12 protein-coding genes and 1 other RNA gene are annotated in these 21,955 nt (G+C 35.4%); 9 read left to right on the top strand and 4 right to left on the bottom strand.

Translation table 11 applies throughout. From position 1 onward, the window contains the following. Nucleotides 1-13 precede the first annotated feature (13 nt). Genes pepB through ACFFIT_RS00675 form a run of 3 tightly spaced genes read left to right on the top strand, consistent with a single transcriptional unit; the run spans nt 14 to nt 3,757 of the window. Nucleotides 14-1,339, top strand: a complete 1,326-nt coding sequence (gene pepB, locus ACFFIT_RS00685) for an aminopeptidase PepB (protein ID WP_385875451.1) — start codon at nt 14-16, stop codon at nt 1,337-1,339. 12 nt (nt 1,340-1,351) lie between these two features. Beyond that, nucleotides 1,352-2,170 carry an enhanced serine sensitivity protein SseB C-terminal domain-containing protein gene (locus tag ACFFIT_RS00680; protein ID WP_385875449.1) on the top strand — a complete coding sequence of 273 codons (819 nt, stop codon included), beginning with the start codon at nt 1,352-1,354 and terminating at the stop codon, nt 2,168-2,170. A 48-nt stretch (nt 2,171-2,218) separates the two neighbouring features. Next, a complete protein-coding gene (locus ACFFIT_RS00675; RefSeq protein WP_385875447.1) occupies nt 2,219-3,757 on the top strand; it encodes an alanine/glycine:cation symporter family protein in 1,539 nt (512 codons plus the stop codon). 93 nt (nt 3,758-3,850) lie between these two features. Here ACFFIT_RS00675 and ACFFIT_RS00670 read toward each other — a convergent pair whose 3' ends face one another. The 3 genes from ACFFIT_RS00670 to zapA form a co-directional block, all read right to left on the bottom strand. Then, nucleotides 3,851-4,420: a 5-formyltetrahydrofolate cyclo-ligase gene (locus ACFFIT_RS00670; RefSeq protein WP_385875445.1), complete on the bottom strand. Its 570-nt coding sequence runs from the start codon at nt 4,418-4,420 to the stop codon at nt 3,851-3,853. Between the two features lie 177 nt (nt 4,421-4,597). Continuing rightward, a non-coding RNA gene (ssrS, locus tag ACFFIT_RS00665) (6S RNA) lies at nt 4,598-4,776 on the bottom strand. 166 nt (nt 4,777-4,942) lie between these two features. Continuing rightward, on the bottom strand, nt 4,943-5,326 hold the full coding sequence (gene zapA / locus ACFFIT_RS00660; RefSeq protein WP_385875443.1) for a cell division protein ZapA: 384 nt from the start codon (nt 5,324-5,326) through the stop codon (nt 4,943-4,945). Nucleotides 5,327-5,574: 248 nt separating this feature from the next. On the opposite strand from zapA, the gene ACFFIT_RS00655 reads away from it, so the two are divergent. The 5 genes from ACFFIT_RS00655 (at nt 5,575) to ACFFIT_RS00635 (ending at nt 12,124) form a co-directional block, all read left to right on the top strand. Beyond that, on the top strand, nt 5,575-6,201 hold the full coding sequence (locus ACFFIT_RS00655; RefSeq protein ID WP_385875441.1) for a UPF0149 family protein: 627 nt from the start codon (nt 5,575-5,577) through the stop codon (nt 6,199-6,201). 289 nt (nt 6,202-6,490) lie between these two features. Further along, complete coding sequence (pepP, locus tag ACFFIT_RS00650; protein WP_385875665.1) at nt 6,491-7,831, top strand: Xaa-Pro aminopeptidase; 1,341 nt, start codon at nt 6,491-6,493, stop codon at nt 7,829-7,831. Between the two features lie 11 nt (nt 7,832-7,842). After that, nucleotides 7,843-9,048 carry a 2-octaprenyl-6-methoxyphenyl hydroxylase gene (gene ubiH / locus ACFFIT_RS00645; RefSeq protein WP_385875439.1) on the top strand — a complete coding sequence of 402 codons (1,206 nt, stop codon included), beginning with the start codon at nt 7,843-7,845 and terminating at the stop codon, nt 9,046-9,048. 164 nt (nt 9,049-9,212) lie between these two features. After that, nucleotides 9,213-10,904 (top strand): hypothetical protein, encoded by a 1,692-nt coding sequence (locus ACFFIT_RS00640; RefSeq protein WP_385875437.1) that lies wholly within the window; start codon nt 9,213-9,215, stop codon nt 10,902-10,904. Between the two features lie 20 nt (nt 10,905-10,924). Continuing rightward, nucleotides 10,925-12,124, top strand: a complete 1,200-nt coding sequence (locus ACFFIT_RS00635; protein ID WP_385875435.1) for an FAD-dependent oxidoreductase — start codon at nt 10,925-10,927, stop codon at nt 12,122-12,124. A gap of 251 nt (nt 12,125-12,375) precedes the next feature. Here the strand turns inward: ACFFIT_RS00635 and ACFFIT_RS00630 are convergent, their stop codons facing one another. Continuing rightward, entirely contained in the window at nt 12,376-18,558 is a 6,183-nt protein-coding gene (locus ACFFIT_RS00630) for an alpha-2-macroglobulin family protein (RefSeq protein WP_385875434.1), read from the bottom strand. Between the two features lie 377 nt (nt 18,559-18,935). On the opposite strand from ACFFIT_RS00630, the gene pbpC reads away from it, so the two are divergent. Further along, nucleotides 18,936-21,392: a penicillin-binding protein 1C gene (gene pbpC / locus ACFFIT_RS00625; RefSeq protein ID WP_385875432.1), complete on the top strand. Its 2,457-nt coding sequence runs from the start codon at nt 18,936-18,938 to the stop codon at nt 21,390-21,392. Nucleotides 21,393-21,955: the final 563 nt, after the last annotated feature.

Genomic DNA, 21,955 nt, shown 5'->3' with positions numbered 1-21,955 from the left:
AGGATAATTACATATGAGCGCTTCAACTATCACCATAAAAATAACATATGAACCGGCTCTTCTAGGTTATGGAAAAGATGCAAAGCTTAGCTTTTCACCTTTAGAAAATGAGGTCGTGGCTTTAATTCATTTAAATCAATCAAATGATCTTCTATCACAGCTAAACATTATTCGCAAAGTGGCAAGGCAACTTGAAACACAAGGAATTCGCAGTGCGAAATTGGTTGGTGAAGATTGGGACTTGGAAAAGAGTTTTTCTTTTTGGCAAGGTTATTATAATCCTAAAAATGAAATAGAGATAACGTTTGCCAGTTTAGATGAAGCTACACGCCAAAAACTCTCCTCGTTAATAAAAATTTCTGGTTGGACGAGAGATCTAATTAATGAACCTTCCGATACGCTTGGTCCAGATGAATTAGCTAATAAGTGCCTTGCACTATTGGAAGCAACGGCAGGTGATCATATCTCATACGAAAAAATTTCTGGTCAAGCGCTTTTAGAAAAAGGTTACACGGGTTTGTACACTGTAGGCAAGGGATCTTATCGAGAACCGGTCTATTTAAAGATAGATTTTAATCCTAGCCGCGAAGAAAGTACCACCACTGCTGCTTGTTTAGTTGGCAAGGGCATCACTTTTGATACCGGTGGATATAGCTTAAAACCGAGCCAATTTATGGAATCAATGAAATCTGATATGGGGGGAGCTGCTATGGTAGCAGGCTCTCTAGCTTTAGCTATACTTTTGGGGTTAAAGGAGAGAGTGCAACTTATCATTTGTTGTGCTGATAATATGGTAAGCGGCAAGGCCTTTAAATTGGGTGATGTCATAAAATATAGAAATGAAGTCACTGTTGAAGTATTAAACACAGACGCTGAGGGACGATTGGTTCTAGCCGATGGTTTAATTGATGCATCTGCAATTAAACCTAAATATATCATCGATTGTGCTACTTTGACTGGTGCGGCAAAAGTTGCATTGAGTAATGATTATCACGCAGCATTTAGTTTTGATGATGCGATGGTAAACAATCTTCTGTCTCATGCTAAAACGCAATACGAAGCTTTCTGGCGTTTACCTCTCGCGTCTTTTCATCGTGAGCACTTCCCATCAAGTTTCGCAAAAATAAGTAATACTAACAGCGGAGCCCATACTGCCGGAGCTAGCACTGCGGCAGCATTTCTTTCCTATTTTGTTGAGGAATATCAAGAGAATTGGTTACACATAGATTGCTCAGCAACCTATCGAAAAGCCGCAGTCGATGGTTGGGCTGCCGGAGCGACGGGTATTGGGATAAGAACCCTTGCGGATTTTCTTGTTAGTTTGAACCAAACAGCTTAAATAAGAGGCACAATGCTTAATTCTAAGGATGCACTGCACGAGTTGATGATGAAAGTACATGAAGATAACTCTTTAATGAATGTATTTCATCAAGAAGTCCTAAATTCAGTTATCTACACGCTTGTTCTAGCAACTGATAGTGAAAGTGACGAAAATGACTATTTATCTCTATATCATTGGCAATTAGAACATCAAATTGATGCGATTGCCTTTTTTTCTTCCGAAGAAAAGGCTTTATCGGCTTTGAGCGGAATTGATAATGCGGCAAATAACTCTTTGAAAGTAAAAGTAATAAAAATACCAGCTAAAAAACTGTTCCTTTTGACGTTAGAGCAGACGTTGGTATTAAATCCCACATCACAAGTCAGCAAATTATTTTATAAAGAAGAAATTTTAAATTTACTTCAAGGGACTAATACAGCTATTATTAAAAATACTATGATTGGTCCTACACGCTTTTTTGTATTAGATGAAAAACCAGAGGCTTTGCTTTCTCATGCGATGACAAAACTGAAAAATATGCGCAATATTAAAAAAGCATATTTAATCGGTTTTGAATCCAAGTTAACTAGTGAGGCGATCGAAGAAGAAAAAGGTTTTTTATTGGGGATAGAATTGATTGTAAAAAATAAGGGCAATACTATAGATACAATAGCTCAAGAAATAGGAGAGGATTTAATTGAGTATATTAAAATCGAAGATATTCTTGATATAGCTGAAATCTTACCAAATTGTGCAATCAGTCAATTTATGATTCAAAACGTTGAACCATTTTATGAGTTTAGAGCAGGCAGTTTCCTAAGGGATATCTCTTTACATAAAAAATCTTAACCTTACCGTATAATAATTAAAGTAAAAACTATCTGGAACGACCTACTTATGAACGAATTTTTTAATGCTGTTAATGAAATGTTTGATGGGATCAGGATTTTTTCTGATTATATATGGGCTTTTCCTACTCAGTTCACATGGTATGCCAGCATACCCATTTTAGGTGAACTTGCAATGCCTATTATTGTGCTTTTTGCCGTAGGTATATTTTTTACCTTTAAAACGCGTTTTATTGCTTTAATGAGTTTTAAACGATCTGTTCGCATCATTTTAAGCAAACAACCCTCAAAGAATGGTGTCAGCTCATTAAGTGCATTTATGCTAGGACTCGCAATGCGCGTGGGACCAGGTAATATCGTCGGAGTGACAGGGGCTATTGCTGTTGGAGGCCCTGGTGCACTTTTTTGGATGTGGGTAGCTGCTTTTTTTGGTATGACAACTGCTTTTATGGAAGCAGTATTGGCGCAAATTTTTAAAGAACGTAAAGAAGATCAATTTGTAGGGGGATTACCTTTCTATGGGAAACGATTACTAGGTAATGCCAGATGGATTGGTGTATTTCTTTCAATCGCTTTTATCGTCTATGCTTTATTTAACATTCCTGCACAAACGTTTAATGTATTTAGTGCAATAGATCAGATATCAGAGAATGTCGCGGGACAAAAATTTGAACGTCAATCTTTTTTCAGTTATGGCGTGTCAATTATTTTGATTTTATCGAGTGCTTTATTAATTTTCGGTGGAATGCCAAGAGTTATAAGATACGTAAATATTTTAGTGCCTTTTAAAGCAGGTCTATTTTTTATTATTTCTATTTCCTTAGTTCTTATCAACCTGCCACTTATACCTTATTTTTTTAAAGTGGTTTTTACAGAGGCTTTTAATCCAAGTGCCATTTTTGGAGGTAGTGTTGGGGTAGCTATTGCTCAAGGGGTGAAACGTGGACTGATGTCTAATGAAGCAGGGCAAGGAACAATTACAATGGCAGCTGCTCTAGCTGATACTAAACATCCTTGTGAACAAGGATTTGTGCAAAGTTTTGGGGTGTTTATAGATACTATCGTTATATGTACATTGACTGGTTTTGTCGTTATTTTTGCCCACCTTTGGGAGCCTTTGGATGTAACATTTTGGGATAATATCAAAGACAAACGTATCGAGTTATATCTTGAATCAATTAAAACATTAACGCCTGATAGTTTTGAACGTTTCGTTAAAACCTTAATTGCAATTTGTTATGGTCTTTTTGCCTTTACTACCTTACTTGGCATGATCTCTTTTGCTGAAATTTCTGCTAATTATATATCAAGGAAGAAACAGTTTATTCTAATGATAAGAATTTTAGGAGCTTGTGTATTTGTCCCTTTTGGGGCAATAACAGTTTTAGCAAAGTTAGAACTGGGCAATTTATGGAATATTACAGATTTAACTAATTTAATGATGGTTTACCTTAACGTTCCTATCCTTTTAATTGGTGCTCCATTAGTGTATAAAGCGCTTAAACATTATCTTGCACATGAAAAAAATGAAAGACTCTCCTTTGACTCAAAAAAGGAGCTTGGCGTAGAAACCGATTATTGGAAATAATCACTTTTATCTTGTTTTCAGCTTCGATTTCATGCTGAAAACAAGGCTTTATGTTATCTTGTGCATTTATTTTTAAAGCCAGGTTTGTGGATATTATGGCTCGTCGCTTATGATACGTGCAATTTTTAAATCCCAAGGCTCTGCTGGAATGCTGCCGACTTTTTGAATGCTAAAAGCAAATCCGATTAAGCGTTCTTTAAATGGATAATGCTCAAATGTCCTATCATAAAAACCACCTCCCATTCCAAGACGATTACCCATCTCATCGTATCCTGTCAATGGTAAAATGATTAAATCAATTGATTCTTTTATAATGATTTGATTGACGTTTAATTTAGGTTCTAAGATCCCAAATTTATTTTTTACCATTTCAGTTGTTTTATCAAAACTTTGAAAAAGGAGATGTGTATGATTAATAGGGTGAATGATAGGTAAACAAACAGTGATTTCTTTTTCCAATAAGTAGTTTATTGTTAGAGATGTGTCTATTTCATCTCTAAAACTATGGAATAAGGCTATGTTTTTTAGACTGTTATCATCAATTTTAGTTTGGATAAATTCTATTAGGTTGGTATTAGCAGATGTAGTTAATGCTATTCTTGTATCATAAGGAATATTTTTTCTTAACAACAGAAGGTGATTTCTAAGCGTATTTTTTTTCATATTTACTGATCAATTTTTTATATTCACTGGTTAACAGTAGAGAAAGAAAAGTTGGAACTAAAGGAGGCATTGGGTACAGCTAAATTGGCTGCAACTAACATTAGGTACACCTAATTGGGTAAAGCTAAAAGTAGATACCAGGTTCAGCTTTATGATGGAAAAACGGATTGAAAAAATTGAGTACCAAGGTGTCGTTGTGGGTTTAACCCTTGAACCCGAAGTTCAAGGTCGAGTTATGTAGTATTTTCTTTAGGCTTCTCATAAATGAGCATGCTCACCAAAAATACTTACACCACTCTGGATAGTTTATTTATCGGCTCAGGGGATTCACCCACTGACAAACACCTTAGTGACTTTAGTTTAACATTGCAATTCGTTAATACAATAGTTTCAACGAAAAAAAATGTAAATTTACTACAATTCACACAAAATAAGCCGTTGTGCAGCGTGATTTTTATTCTACGTCAGATTGCACTTATTTAAAAAATCACATAAAAGGATTAAACCAATATCTATAGTAATTTATAGGAGCTGAGTTGAAGGGGGGGTATCGACTGTTTCATGAGTAGGTGCTTGAGTGACTTTTTCTTCAAAGGAAGCTGAATCCAGAGATGCATGCTGCATCAAAGCACGTTCAATTGTTTCTTGGAGTGCTTTAATTCTATTTTCCATGTTAGTTGCATACTCGGAAGTTTTCTTTCTTTCTTCTGCAAGTTCATGGCAAACATTCAATGCAGCAATGAAAATGAGTTGTTCAATATTAGAAACCCCCGTTCTATTTTTGAGTTCTCTTAAGCGATTGTCTAAATCTAAAGCAGAAAACTCCAACGCCTCTTTTTGTTCAACAGGACAATTAACTCTAAACGATCGACCAAATACATTAATATTTACGGGTTGAGTAGCCATAGATTAAAACTCTCTAAATTTGTATAAAATTGTTAGATATAATAGCTAGTTTGTTCAAAAAATACAAGAAATATCATCACTTGATGCGATGGATGAGGTGGAGTCAATATTCATTTCATATGTAAACTAATAAATACTTAATTATTAAATAATATCAAGTTTTTCCTAGTTAACTTCCCCCCGTTTTGTAAAAAATAACGTATAATATAGAAAATTAATTGAAACCTTAAAAGCATTTAGGAATAACTATGTCGCACGACCGTACTTTAATTAATTATAAGGACTTGTCTAACTTACTTAATCAGTTACAATTCCCTATGACAGTGTCTGAAATTCATGGTTTAGTCTTAGGACTTATCATTGGAGAAAAAAATGAAGAGAAACGGATGACCTTGCTTTATGAGTTAACTAATGAAGGCGAATCTTTTCCTCACGAACTTAGAGAAGCCATAATAGGCGTATCAGAATATAGTATTAAAGGATTGCTTTCTGAAGATTCATCATTTGAATTACTCTTACCAGATAATTCTTACAGTGTATTTGATAGGTTAGATGCACTAGTTGAGTGGGTAAACCATTTTCTACTCGGATTAGGTGTGACTCGAGTCGATATTGCTACGTTTGATGGTGACATTAAAGAAATATTTAGCGACTTCAGAGAGATTACCAAATTAGGTTATGACTTAGATGATGATGAGAAAGAGCTGGCGTCAGATTTAGAAAAGGTAATGGAATATGTCAAGATTTCAGTGTTAATTTATAACAATAAATTTAATCCTACTTCTAAAGAAATCAAAGGCAATCAAACGAATAAAAATAGTTCAACATCGCATCCTGCGTCTCTGATTATAAATGAAAATAAAACACTACATTAATTTTCGATTAAATAAGTAATATAAGTTTTAAAAGAGTAAAAAGTAGGAGTGTCAATATCTACGTGGCGATTTTATGTATTGATTTAAAAAAAGTTAGTGAAAATAGTTGTTTGCTTTTTAATAGAACGTAGGGAAAATGTTTAATTAGTTTAGCAAACGAGGAGCTTAATTGTTAGATATATCTTACTGTGTTACTAGTGTAATATTTAATGTTGTATTGCAATACTACCCCTTAATTTTAATGAACAATCCAAACTTAAAAAGATGAGTGAAATTTATGACAAATTCTATGCCCGCTATACCTACAATTGAATACATTGAAAGAAGAAAAAAATTGGCTGAGCAAATGAAACCAGGTAGTGCTCTAGTCGTTTTTTCCGCTAAAGAATTGATGCGAAATGCAGATGCTAATTTTTTATTTCGCCAAGATAGCTATTTTTGGTATCTGACCGGATTTAATGAACCTGATTCAGTACTTGTTGTCATTAAAAGTGATGATAAACATTTTCATAGTATTTTATTCAACAGGGAAAGAGATGTTGAAGCTGAAATATGGAATGGTAAACGCCTAGGTCAAGATTCAGTTAAGGAAGTTTTGAATATTGACAGAGCGTATAAGATTGAAGAAATTGATAAGCATCTACCTTCTTTATTAAATGGACTAGATACGCTGTATTATGCGCAAAATTCTTACCAATACGCTGATGATACAATATTTAAAACTTTAAATAAATTAAGGTCGGGTGTTAAGCAGGGTTTAACTGCACCTTCGCAAATTATTGATTGGCGTCCAATCTTAGACGAAATGAGATTATTTAAATCTGAACATGAATTAAAAGTCATTCGTTACGCTTGTGAAATTTCTGTAGAAGGACATCTTGCTGCAATGAGAGCATGCAAAGTTGGCATGGTTGAAAGTCAACTAGAAGGTGAGATTTTATACAAGTTTTCTCAGTTAGGTGCTAGAAACCCTTCTTATAATTCTATTGTTGGTGGAGGAGAAAATGGCTGTATACTTCATTACACCGAAAATAATAATGTTTTAAAAGACAATGAATTGGTGTTAATTGATGCAGGAGCTGAATATCAAAATTATGCAGGTGATATCACACGGACTTTTCCTGTTAATGGAAAGTTCACACAAGAGCAAAGAGATATTTATAATATTGTCATTGGAATGCTTGATACTGCTCTGGCGCATTTAAAACCAGGTAATACAATTGAACTTGCTATGGATAAGGCAATTGATGTGTTATTAGAAGGGTTTATTAAATTAGGCATTTTACAAGGTGATAAAGAGATATTAAAGCGCGATAAAGCCTATAAACCATTTTTTATGCATGGATTATCCCATTGGTTAGGCTTAGATGTCCATGACGTTGGTGCTTATGGTAGTGTTACAAAAGATAGACCATTAGAGCCTAATATGGTTTTAACTGTAGAGCCTGGTATTTACATTCAGCCTAATAGTAAAAATGTACCCTCTAAGTATTGGGGGATTGGTATTAGAGTTGAAGATGATATTGTAATAACTAAAGAAGGGCACGAGAATTTGACGCTAAGAGCCGTTAAATATCCTGATGAGATAGAACTATTCATGCAAAACTCACGTAATAAAGCTAACTCATAAAGAGACTTATCATGCGAGTAATTATTATAGGTGCTGGAATGAATGGGGCTACTTTAGCTCTAGCACTTACCCAAGCTATTGGAACGCAGATCGATATTCAAATTGTTGAACCGACCTTAATTGATTCAGCAGAACATCCTGGATTTGACGCGCGTTCAATTGCTATTGCTCATGGAACAGCGCAAAAACTCAGACACCTTAATTTATGGCAACACTTTTCTTCAGTGGCAACTCCAATCAATAAAGTTTGGGTATTTGAAGAAGCAAAGCATAGTAAAATAGAGATGAAAAAAGAGGAATATCAAATAGATGCATTAGGGTATGTAGTTCCTTTATTCGATGTAGGTCAATCTCTTTACAATGAAATTAAGCTGAAGCCAAATATTAAGCTTTGGTCAGGTTATGAAGTCAATCAAATAAGGCGCACTCCTAAAGAGGCTTATGTGACAATTAAGAGAATGATTCAAGATACTAGTATAGATAAGGAATCTCACAACGAATTGTGCGCTGATCTACTCGTAATAGCTGATGGAACTTATTCGCAATCTGTTCAGAACCTGAAATTTCAAAAACAGATAAATGACTATAAGCAATCTGCCTTAATTGCCAATATTCAGAGCAGTAGAGGACATGAAGGCCAGGCATTCGAAATGTTGACTGATGAAGGCCCCATTGCATTGTTACCTTTAAATGATAAAACAAGCTCCTTAGTTTGGTGTGCAACTCATGAGAGCATTGATGCCAAAATGCAACTTTCGGATGAATGTTTTTTAGCCGAGTTACAAAAAAGATTTGGTGATGATTTAGGGTCTTTAACTCACATTGGAAAAAGATTCCGTTATGAGTTGAAACGTCATGTTTTAGAAAAACCGATATCTCATAGAGTCGTAGCCATCGGGAATGCAGCACAAACCTTACACCCCATAGCAGGTCAGGGTTTTAATTTGGGGATGCGAGATATTACCCATTTGTGTGAAGTGCTCAAAAAAACGTCTGAAAATAATGGCGATATAGGTGCTTATAGCGTATTGTCCTCTTATTTAAATAAACGGGAACGTGATAGAGTAAATACCCTTTATTTTACTCATGAGTTAGTCAGGTGGTTCAGTAATGACCATTTAACCAAAAAAATCATTAGGCATTTAGGATTGTTGGTGCTTTCTAAGTCTAAGTGCTTAAAAGATAAAATAGCCTATCAAGCAATGGGGTGGTTTTAGATAAAAAATATTATTGCTTTTTTCGTTGTAAAAATCTCTGCAATATGTATTAAAAAGTAGTCATTATAAATATAAGTAAGTAAATGATCATAAAATCAGACTATCTAGTAGCGTTTAGGCGTTTTAATTTGAAAATCATTAGTTAAGAAAGGAGGGGGCTATAAATGAATAAAAAGGGTTTTCAGGCCGTAATGAAAAATAAAATATGGCGAAATGCTATCTTTGCATTTTCGTTAGTTACATCTTTGAGCGTGACAGCTGCTGAAACAGCTAAATCAACAGATTCATATGTTAATATGAAAGATGTTATCCCTTACTTTCATCCTGCAAACTCACAAGAAGCCAACCTTATTTTATTAATGAATCTCTTGAATCAAGGTCAATTTTTTGATGGTGCTGAACTAGTAATTGAAGATATTGAAACCTATAGATTAACAAGCAAAAAAATGAATTCAAATGATTCATCCATAAGCAAAACTATCCCATCTACTGATGAACAAGGCAAGCAAATTGAAAGTAAACCTTCCATCCCAGCACCATTATTTTATTTGCCTTCAGATTACAAAGATGAGCAGGAAAAAATAAATAATAAAATATTAACAGAACTTCAGCAATTTGGTGTAGAGGCTTCTGCAAGGACGATTAGTTCATTAAATGAATTAAAACGTTTTAATCAGACTGTTGTACAAGATACCTTGCTAGATAACTTACAAAAACAACTCTTAATTAGCTTGCGCGGTGCACTTTTCAGCTACCACTTTGCAACAGATAACACAGATAAAACCACACTAACAACCAATGATATTATTACTAATAAGATTAAAGCACTGTCTGGTGATGAAAGGGTAGGTGAATATAAAGGATATTTACTTGCGCTAGACGCCTATAAAAATAACCAATTAGATAAAGCAAAAGAACAGTTTACTGTATTAATAGAAGCAAAGCATGTATGGATTGCTGAAAGCGCAAAATATATGCTTATTCGTATAGCAGCGGATGAATATACACAATGGTGTATTGATAATCAATTATCAAGCAGTGAGGCATCTGTTGAAGCTAAAACTGAAAATGTAGCTAAATCAGCTGCTGATAAACAGTCTATTTCAGAAGTTTTATTAGAGCAAAAAGCAAAAAAAATTCAAGAAGTTGAGCGGCTAGTGAATGCCTATCAAAAAAGATACCCTACAGGAATGTATTTAATGGAGGTTAAACTTAAACTTTTTGAAATTCTGAATACTCAGACAGATCCGTTAAAAAGAATTAGGATGTATCAAATGGAATCTGCTTATTACGAAGAATTAATGATGAATCCTATTGACTATGAGGATGCTTTAAAAATTGCTCCAGAAATAGCAACAGGTGTATTAAGCCATTTTCCTTTTGCACTAAAAAATCCTATTGAAAAATTAACTAAGGAAAAAGCATATTTAGTTCAGCCTATCTATCCTTTACTCGATTTTATTGATGCGCTTGCACTATTAGACAGTAATAAAAAATCAGAGATGAATAAAAAACAAATTGAAAAGCGTATTGAGACTGTCGCATTTAATCTGGAGAATATTTCACAAAATTCTTTGGCCAACTACCTTCGGGTAGAAGCTAATTGGCGGCTGAATAAAGATGCGAATAAAACGCTAGAACAAATCGATGCACTTTCTCTTTCATTTAACGATATTAATAAAACAGATGTTTTTTCTATCTTCCTGATTAAAACCGAAGCGCTTTTAAAATTAAATAAGGTTGATGAAGCTAATCAGATAGGAGAGTTTATGCTTAAGAAAGCTACACCTAATCAGCCTCTTAGTGCATTAAAGCAAGTCTATCTGGAATTAAAATTTATGAAAACTCTTAATTAAATCATTTTCAAGGTGACACTATGCAAAAATATGATATCGCGATTGTTGGTGGGGGAATGGTCGGTCTCTCATTGGCTTTGTTGCTAGCTAATAAACAATTTAAGATCATTGTTTTGGAAAAACAGTCGGAAGAGTCTATTTTTGCATGTTCATTAAGAGTATCGGCGTTTAATCTTGCCAGTGAGCTATTATTTGAACGTTTGGGGATATTGGATGAAATCATCTCAATGAATACTGCATATTATGACTCTATGTATGTTTGGGAAAAAGACAGTTCAGGGAGTATATCATTTGATGCAAGTACTCATGGCGTACCCCATTTAGGGATGATCGCAAAAAATCATGTCGTGCAATCTGCTCTGCTAAATAAGGCAAAACAACATCCACTGATTGACTTAAAAACTGAGACGTCACTGTCACAAGTGGCCTTTGGTGAGAGTGAAGTTTTTGTTACCGGAACAAATCTTATGTTCAGTGCTAATTTAATTGTCGCTGCGGATGGCTCTAGCTCACAAGTCAGACAATTTGCAAATATACCAATTAGCTTTAAAGACTACCGACATCATGCATTGATGGCACAAATTAAAACTGAAAAAACACACGCTTTTCAAGCCAAGCAAATATTTTCGAAAGACGCAATTTTGGCTTTTTTACCTCAACAAAATCCGAATATATCTACGATAGTATGGTCTCATATGCCTAGCCGCATTAAAGAACTGACTCAGATGAGTTCAGAGAAGTTCAATCAAAGTCTAACAGCTGCTTTTGATAATCATTTAGGACGATGTGAAATATTGAGTGAAAGGGTAGTATTTCCTTTGACTGCACGTTATTCCCAGCATTTTGCAAAAGATAGATTAGCTATTATAGGGGATGCAGCGCACACTATTCACCCCCTCGCAGGTCAAGGCATCAACCTTGGATTAATGGATTGTATTGAGCTTTATAATGAAATTGTGCGCTTAAAAAAAGAGGGGAAAGATTATGGGATGCACTATTATCTAGGCCAATTTGAACGTACCCGTAAGAAACAAGCGGCTAAATTACTTATTTCTATGCAAGCTTTCCAGGATTTATTTAATGGCAATCACCCAGTTAAAAAGAGGATCCGTACATTAGGCCTTTCATTAGTTGATAAAATGCCAACCCTTAAGCATGAAATAATGGCTCATGCTCTTGGACTAAAAGATATCAGTCAGTTGAAAATTGCTTCGAGTTAAGGGGTAGTGAATGAAGTCGTTTTAATTAAAGAGATCATAAATGAAAATACAGTGCTCACCGGTAGGAGTAGTCTTACCAATATCACTCAAAAGATTGACAGTTTTAATCATCTAAGATTCATTTCAAGCATTATCTTTAAAACCTTTTTGTAAAATAGATAGACGTTTTTAACAGTCTATCTATTACTTTTGTATCATTTCAGTTGGTATGGTCAATAAAGCTGAATCAACAAAACATTCTCCCCCTAATACTACTCAGCTTGGGTTACCGTGATAAATTTGCTCTCGACTGGGGATACCGCTTGAATACGTCGATTGTACATCGCTTCAGCGTAAGCAGGTGGTACTTGATATTTCCCTATGTTTGTTGCCTTTATTTGATAAACAAATTCCTCAGCATTTTCGTGGACATCACCATAAATTAAAACACGATCCTCGCGAATATCTGTGTAATTAGGGTGCCAACTTCCATTGACTGCTAAAGGTTGGCTAAAATGAACAGAATCAGATTGATAATTACCTTCCTCTTCTTCATCGGAGGATTGATGCAGTACTTGTTGAACCACTTCAAATCCTCCTGGCAGTAAATCGACTAAGGCAATTGATGTCTGCCCTTCTAATGAATTAGCCCTGATTTTAACATGAACGTTAATTGTTTCGCCTAACTTAACCTCAGTAATGGGTTTATTTTCCAGATTAGTATAGTGACGGGTTACCTCTAAACCATCACTAACAGGCTGGTTTATCATCGAATAATCATAGCCAGATTGAAGTACACTATACCAAGCAGGTAAATTATTGGGATTGTTGAATATGATTGCTTGGCTTGGAAATTGACTGTCACTAGTGCTCTGGAATAAAGCGCTTACTAGCATACCGTTTAAGGTGGATATTTCTTTTTGTTGAACGGTTTTATTTTCATCAATGAATTGACTCGTTATGCTAAGTGGTCTAACACCAGAGCTTTGGCTAAATACATCGCCTGCTGCTTTTGAATAACGATCAAGTGCAATAATCGTCATTGCAGATGATAGCGTCGTAAATCTTTGTTCACGGAGCATTTGCTGTAAATTATCTAAAACCTGTGGAGGTAGATTGTTAAGTTCATTAGGAAAATGTTCTCCAATAATCGATAATCTACTTGCATCAATGACTAAAGGATCCCAATAGTCATTATTCCACCAACTCTCATCGTATGATTTTGCTAACGTTTTTAGCGTGGGTTGCAACAATTGTTGAGCTTTCTTATCTAATTTTAATAATTGATAAGTTGCTGCAAGATATAGTGCAGTTAAATCTGTAGAATCTGAACCATACATGGCAGTCATCCTCGATTCTATATCTGCGATTTGTGAAGTAACTACTTCACCTTGTTTGGCTAAGAGATAAGCTGCATAAGCTCTTAATCGTAAATCTTCTATAGAATAGTGATCTTGATCTTGAGATAAATCTCGTAAATATCTATTAGCGTTATCTAATAAACTATCAGGAATAGATAAATTTGCTGCTTTTGCTTCTAGCATAAACATCACAGCATGTGCAGTAATAAATGGGTCTGGATTCTGTTCTATCTGCCATAAACCTATCGCACCTTGGCTATTTTGACGATTTTGTAATATAGAAATTACCTTATTAAAGTCGTCATTGACTTTGGATAATTCCTTGATTGCAAAAAATTCTGGGTAACTTTGTTGAACAGTCAGAGGAATAGATCGACTGATGATTTGTTCAGAACACTGATGTTGATAATCGTTTAAGTAAGATGCCAATCCACTACTAAGCAATAACGGTGAATAAGAGGCTTTGGCTTTATTCTCTGCAAAATTAGGATACAGCGTGCGTAAATTGCTGATTTTCTCTTGTGAGCCATCCATTCGACCCATTTGGATTGCTATCCGATGTGGCATTAATGGGCGTACAGAAAGACCGATCGTACGTGATTGGGTTGTAGCTTTGGCATCCGCATTAATATATTCGGCATGGAAATTGAGCTCAGCACCACCTAATTGTTGATTGGCTTTTAACCGAAATGTCACAACACCCCCGCGATTCGGTTCTAAGGAGATCACTTGTGTGGCATCGGAAATTAACTCGAGCTCTTGTGTTGTTTCTAAACGAATCTGCAAATCTTGTTTAGAAGTTTTAATGGCATCTAAATTATTGGTCACATTCACGCTGACTTCAAATTCATCGTTAGGTGCCACTGTAGTAGGGGCATTCGGAGATAAAATAATATCGTCACGAATGATGGATTCTGTTTGAGTATGACCAATTTTATCAGGTGAAACACTGATAGCCATTATTCTTACTTTACCACTGAAATAGCTTGGTAATGGGAAATCAAAGCTTTTTTCTCCATCAATTAATTGAATACCAGACCAAAAAACAACTGGCTCATCTTTTTTGCGTTTAAAGGGATTTAAATGTAAATCTAATCCCTCAGAAGCATCTCCTCCAGCTGCCGCAATGAATTGTTGTAACTCTGTGTATTCTGGCAATATCAAGTCTAAAATTTGAGCGCTGCGAACTTCAAGTGCTCTTTTTTGGAAAAAATACTCTAATGGGTCTTTTAATTTATAGCGTGCAACTTGCAAGATCCCTTCATCAACAGCAAATAAAATGACATTTTGTGGTATATCTGTTTTAACCGTCATCGATAAGGTATCACCCGATTTTAATAGTTCCGGTGCATTGATAGCAAGTTTCGCTGTTCTTGCTTCATAGCTAAGCTTAAATGGAACCGTGGCATAACTTAGAGGACTCATAAATATCTCAGGGGAGTTACTGTCACGAACAAATTGTACAGTTACATAGGCATTCCCTTCAAAATTAGCCATTTCGGGTAAGGTAATTTCTTGAACAGAATTTGTTGTATCTGTATGAAACCAATGCCAGCTGTAGACTTTATCACGTTCAATGGTAATCAATCCACTCCCTGTATAGGGGGCGTTGATCGATATAGCCATTTTGTCACCCGGCTGATAAACCGTTTTGTCTAATTTTACATTTAACTCTGCAGCCCGATCTAAATCTCTAGAAACATCGGCATTGCCTGCAACGCTGTAATAAATTCGATTAAGTACCTGTTTGTCTTGATTCTTAATCACTAAGACATAATCGCCAGGAGTTTGTGTATCTAATTTAAAGTCAACCCCTGTACTAAGCACCGAAAGCTCTGATGAGTTGATAACGGTTTCTTTGAGCTTAGATTCATATTGGTATGCACCTGAAGCCTGCTGAGTTAAAACAGAAAGATATTTTCTTTCAACTAAGTCGATAGAAAGATCTGAAACAGTAATTTTTTCTAATGCAGGATCAATAGCGATTAAGTTGATGCTGCGCTCGGCACCCTGATTAACAAAAGAAAGATCTTCAGATTGTTTAAATCCTATCAAATATTCATAAGGCGATACCAAAGTTTTTGCGGTAGCTGCAACTGAACGGCCAGCGCCTAATTCAAAAGCTTCTACCAATAAATTGAGCTGATAAGTGCCAGATTGATAGCTTTCCATATTCAATTTGATTTTAGCGTGGCCTCTATCATCTGTTTTTACTTCTTCTAATTGTTCTGTAATCCCATCACGGTATGGGGTATTTTCATAAAATTGATACGAATCGTAGCGTTTAAAGTGGGGATAAACAGGTTTTAACGATAATTGAGCCGTCACTCTTCTGTTTTCTGCTGGGCTATTAAATAGCGTGCTAACGTTAACGTCAGCTTCTAAAATAGATGGGTTTATCCATCCACCATTTTCTACTTGGGGCGATAAAGCTAATTTTACTTTTAATTGGTCAGGCTCAAACTCTTTGACATTAATAGTGACATCGCCTAGTAATACGGCATCGCTTAAACTATTAGGTTGTTCACTGCTTTGACTAGAGGACTGTTCAGAATTTTTACCCGGTAGGTACAGTTCCACTCGCCATTCTCCAGTAGGAGAATTATTTGCAGTGGCATAGCTTAATTCGTTAAAACCTGAGTCGTTTAAAACTATCGTCTGGCGTTTAATTTCTTGGTAACGAGCATCGTAAATTACAGCGATTAGGGGAATTCCAGCTAATCTATTACTCCAATCTGCTGTTCTTGTGATGATACCGACATGAAAAGTATCACCGGGGCGGTATACGCCTCTATCTGAAAATAAGTAGCTTGAAAGAGATTTAGGATCGCGAGCTTGTTGGTTTCCACCGACATCAAAACGGGAAAAATCGATCATACGATCATAACCATAAAACACAGGGAGAAAAGAAAAATCAGTTGTGCCTTCTTCTGTTTCTTTCTGTACTAAAAAATAGCTAGGCGTTTGTTCTTGAGTGAAATTTGCTAAAGAAGGAAAATGCACGTGTCCATTTTCATCTGAGAGAGCACTAAGTAATTCACTGCCATTTTTTGCAATAACGGAAACTTTTGCCTGCGCTAAAGGTGCATTTTGGCTGATTGATTGAGCAAAAACATGCCAAGTTTGATCTATATCACGTTTAGTAACTATACCAATATCGGTGACCACTATTATTCGTTGATCAAACACATCCCCTTTTTCAATGCCTTTTTCTAGTTGATTACTGTTTTGATACCAATTCCAATCAAGCCAATCTTGGTCGGTAAATCCATTTGCCAATGGTGGTTGAATAGACGTTGTCTCACCAGTCCAACTTCGTAACTTAATAAAAAATATGCCACGAGGAAATTGTTTTTCTTTACTCAAAAAGTGGCTCAAATCGATCGCGTGGTGCTGAGTTTTTCCTTTAATACTAGAATCAAAGCGAATAAATTGTGTGAAGTAATCACTAAAATGTTCAGCGACATCATAATCATTACTCCAAGAAGAATAGTTAGGTTCTTTTTGCCATATCATATGCTGTAGCTGATTAGGACGAATACGGTAAAGCTCAACTTGCATACCTTTAAGATTACGGGCGGAGACATCCAGAGTTTTACTTCCCTTAAGAGGTAATATAGCCCCATTAGAGGTGAAATTTAATTTGGCAGTGAAAGGATTTACTGAAACAACCGTATTAATTGATTCTCTTAATTTATACCCCGTATTGGAAACGATATTTTTCTTATCTATTGTCACGAATAAACTGCGATTTTCCGGTGCATCAAATAAAAATTTAACCGATGAAGACATTGCATTATCATTCTTTTTCTCATCTTCATCAAATTCATCTTCATTTAAAACAGGTGTCACTGTAATTAAATGCTTTAAATCGCTATCTTTGATATTTTGCTCTGACCAAGATTGATTATCTGTGCGTTCAGGTAGCAGCCAAACCTTTAAGGCTTTTTCTAGTGACTTTACTTCAATCGGATCATTTAAATTAATAATCAGTAAGCGTTGTTCTTTATTTGATTGTTCAACAATATTGGTTTCTACCGATTGAACATTAAGTCCAAATAAATCAGGAATATCTAGTGTATGTATAGAGTCTGATGGTGAAGATAACGAATGCGTTTTACCTTTTACAGACTTATTGATTGAAAGTTTTAGTTGACTTGGATATTCCTCTAACATCAATATGTCAGATTGAATATAGGCAATATTAGAATTATCTTTATCGTATTTAACAGTAAAGGGTACGATAGATGTTTTATCTTTATCGTATTTAACAGTAAAGGGTACGATAGATGTTTTATCTTTTGTGGTATTGATAAAATGTTTTTGACTTAAATTGATAGCGGATTCAAAGCTTTTTTTATCGACAGGTACAGGAAATTTTACAGTAAAAAAGGCTTGCCTTTTTTGTGTCGATTCCGGGGTGTTTGAGAGTAAAGCTTCACTGATTTCAGCATAAAAATGGGGTACGGTAAACTCTACTGACGATTTACTTGACGACTCTAAAACTACATTCGGGGCAAATAATTTATTTGGAGTAACAGAAACAGTATATGATTTGCCGAGAATAAATTGTTCATCGGCGGTAAAAGTTAATTGTGATTCATTACTCCAGCGCCATGAACCTTTTATTTCAGGGATAAGACTGATGCCTTCATTGACTATTTGCTCTATTTTTTCAATCGGTGCGGTACTTTGGGAAAAAAACAAATTCAGTGTTTGTTTATTTTCAGGGTGAAGTAAGTCTGGATAATCAGGTTCATCTATTGTAAAGCTGACTGTTTTAGTCACAATTTTTGCAGGTGCAATTGGCTTGGGTCTATTCTCTTGATAAACATAGATGTACTTTATAGCAAATATAATAGCAATAATTAGTAGCAAAGACGAAAGAACAGCAATCGTATGCTTTACTGCTTGTTGTTCTATGCAGTTAAATCCTTTTTTTAATGGCGCATACCATGCAGGTGCTTGCCATTTGAATTGACCTAATATCGGTTTGAAAATAAGAAGGAATAGTTTGCAACTGAGAGTTAGGATTGTCAGTAAAAAACGAACTAAAATAAACGGTAATCTTACCAACAAACGCAAAATATCCATAAGTACCTCAATTGGGTCTAATTTTCAAAAAATCTACTATACTAGGCTTCATAATACAAGTCATCACAATAAGTAAAGATGCTTTTAGGTGATTGACTTTAAGATAATCCGCTTGATGAAATTTATTTACTTTACTTAAAGTAATACTTGTAATCCATTCTATGTAGTATACTAATACATAAGGTAGTATGAAAGTTAAAATAGAAAATAAATGCTAATATTGAGAAGATATAACAAGAATAAAATCAAGTACTATTCCTTGCCATATTTCTTAGATTTTTATTAAACTTAATCCTGTTACTTACTACCCAGATTTGATAATCATTCGTACCATTCCTTATTACCCTATGACCTCTTGTTTGCAACGAAAGATTAAAATGCGAAAAAAAATTCAAAAGATTCTCGTAAACTTAGGCACTATACTTTTACTTCTTTCTGTTGTCATTTTGATGTGGCGAATCTGGCCACATCCTCCTTTAAAATCGTATTTTACCGACAGTCATTTCTCTACCGTTTTTGTCGATAAAGAGGGGGAATTGATGCGAATAACAACAGGCAAGGATGAGCGATATCGACTGTGGACTCCCTTAGATGAAATTCCAGAATCACTTCAAGATGCGGTTATTCTCCATGAAGATCGTTATTTTTATCAGCATATTGGTGTTAATCCTTATAGTTTGTTCAGAGGGGCAATAAGAAGTTTTATATTAAAACAGCGTTTACAAGGGGGATCTACAATTACTATGCAGTTAGCCAGAATGCGTTGGCAACTGAATACCCGCAGTATTTTAGGCAAATCCATCCAAGTTTTACGTGCATTACAACTCGAGCTAAGTTATTCAAAACGCGATATTTTGGAGGCTTATTTGAATTATGCGCCTTATGGTCGCAATATTGAGAGTGTTGGAGCAGCAAGTCTGATTTATTTTAATAAGCGCCCTAATGATTTGACAATACCTGAGGTGATGACATTAGCAGTGTTACCACAATCCCCCACATTACGATTACAGGATAAATCTGGTTTGGCGGGTAAGAAACTTTTGGACGCGCGAAATAGATTATTTTCACGTTGGCAAATCGAACATCCTGAATCGGATCAAGTTAAAGATTTATTTAGTTTACCACTCTATTTACGACAACCAGAAAATTTACCTTTCTTAGCACCGCATTTTGTCGATCAGCTTATACTTAAAAAACAACGTGATGTTTCGACTGAGTATATTAAGTCAAGGTATATTGAGACGACGATTGATATGACATTGCAAATTGCTTTAGAGCGGCAAATTGATGCATATATACGTCGACATAAAGCTCAAGGAATTGAAAATGCAGCGGCAATTTTAGTGGATTACCGAGACATGAGTGTCAGTGCATTGGTAGGATCAGCGGATTATTTCAATAAATCAATTCAGGGTCAAGTCAATGGAACTTTTGCCAAAAGATCTCCTGGTTCAACGCTAAAGCCATTTATTTATGCGTTAGCACTTGAACAAGGTATACTTCACCCTGCAACGATTTTAAAGGATGTACCTACACAATTTGGGGCGTATAGCCCAGAAAATTTTGATAGGCGATTCTTAGGACCCATCTCTGCAACGCAAGCGCTAAACTTTAGTCGTAATATCCCAGCAGTCAATGTTGCATCAAAGCTTGTTAATCCCAATCTTTATCAATTTCTTCAAGATAATGGAGTGGAGAACCTAGCAAATGAAAAGCATTATGGATTAGCGCTTGTTTTAGGCGGTGGTGAAATAACAATGCAAGAACTTGCACAATTATATTCAATGTTAGCAAATAAGGGAAAATTTAAAAGGTTAAATTTTTTAGTGAATTCAAAAAATTCCAATTCATCTATAGTAGCAGAAAATTCACCTAGCCTACCATTAAATGAAAAGAACATAGACAAAAATTCTCTCTCTGAAGCATCAACTTACATTACGCTCAATATGCTGGGTCAACATAAAAGACCCACAGATACATTGGCGCAAGCACCAACAAAAATTCCTGTATATTGGAAGACAGGAACATCATGGGGCTTTAGAGACGCATGGACAGCAGGAATTTTTGGTCCATATGTTTTAATCGTTTGGGAAGGCAATTTTTCTGGGAAAGGCAATAATGCCTTTATTGGTGTGGAAGCTGCTGCGCCACTTTTTTTTAATATTATTGATACAATAAACGCAGAAATACCAGATCTACCTGCTACAATGGGAAATGTCCCTAGCAGTGTCAAAAAAGTGGATATCTGCCTCACCAGTGGTCAACTGCCAACTAGATGGTGTCAGCATGTTGGTAAAACCTTGTTTATTCCTGGAATTTCTCCCATTAAAGCCGACACCATTTATAGACCAATTGTGTTAAACAAGATGACAGGTAAGGTCAGTTGCGAACCTTTTGATCCTGAGACGTCTAAAATAGAAGTTTTTGAATTTTGGCCTTCTGATTTAGCCAATGCATTTGCGCAAGCAGGCGTCGCCAAAAAGCCTCCTCCAACAACTAAAGATTGTTCTATTAAAGACGCTGGGTTGATGACAGGTATGGCCCCGCAAATTACATCACCGCAAAAAAACATTACCTATACATTTCGATTAAACGTTGATAAAAATACGCAAACTCAGTATGAACAGGCATTGTCATTAAGCGCCACAAGTGATGCTGCAAATAGAACACTATATTGGTTTGTCGATGGAAGTTATTTGGGCAGTACACTGAGTACGCAATCTTTAAATTGGTTGCCAAACAAAAGTGGCTCGTTTCAATTACGTGTAGTCGATGATTTTGGATTAGCAGATACACGAAGGATTAAAGTGAATATTGTCAGTGTAAAGCAATAAAATATTGTGGGATAACTTATTGTAAATTCAGGTATGATGTTTAAGTGAAGTTAGTATATATTTTTACAGATTTGTCTTCTGCAATATTAAGCTAGGAATTATGATAGCTCGTAATAATTTTATAGTACACTATCATTGAATAATAGGAGATTTAAAAATAGGGCTAATAACACTAGGAATGGGGGATATGGTTTTACTCATTAGTATAAAAATGAGCATTTACAAAGTAGCAATAAATGTTTTACCCCGGCCGATAAGCGTGCAGGCAAGAATTCAGCTAAATTACAGAAAAGACAAGAGGTAATGAACTTCAAGAAAGTCATCCTAATAGAAGGTCTAATGGGCGTATACGTGATTGAAGTCCAATAACTAAAGTGATGCTTAATGAAATGCCTGAAAAGGAAAAAACAAACGGTGTCGCTTAGTATGTAAAAATTATAAATAACTAACAACTCTCTTGACAAGTTCCTATCTTAAGAGGTCACGCAATAGGTTTATGTGAAAAGTATTCGGGATCTAAATAGAGGAATTAAGAATGTAATCCCGACGTATTAAGTAACATC

Origin of the sequence: Thorsellia kenyensis, from assembly GCF_042432445.1 — a bacterium.
GTDB classification, from domain to species: Bacteria; Pseudomonadota; Gammaproteobacteria; order Enterobacterales; family Thorselliaceae; genus Thorsellia; species Thorsellia kenyensis.
The sequence above is the reverse complement of the archived record's forward strand: the minus strand, read 5'-3'. Positions and strand labels throughout refer to the sequence as shown.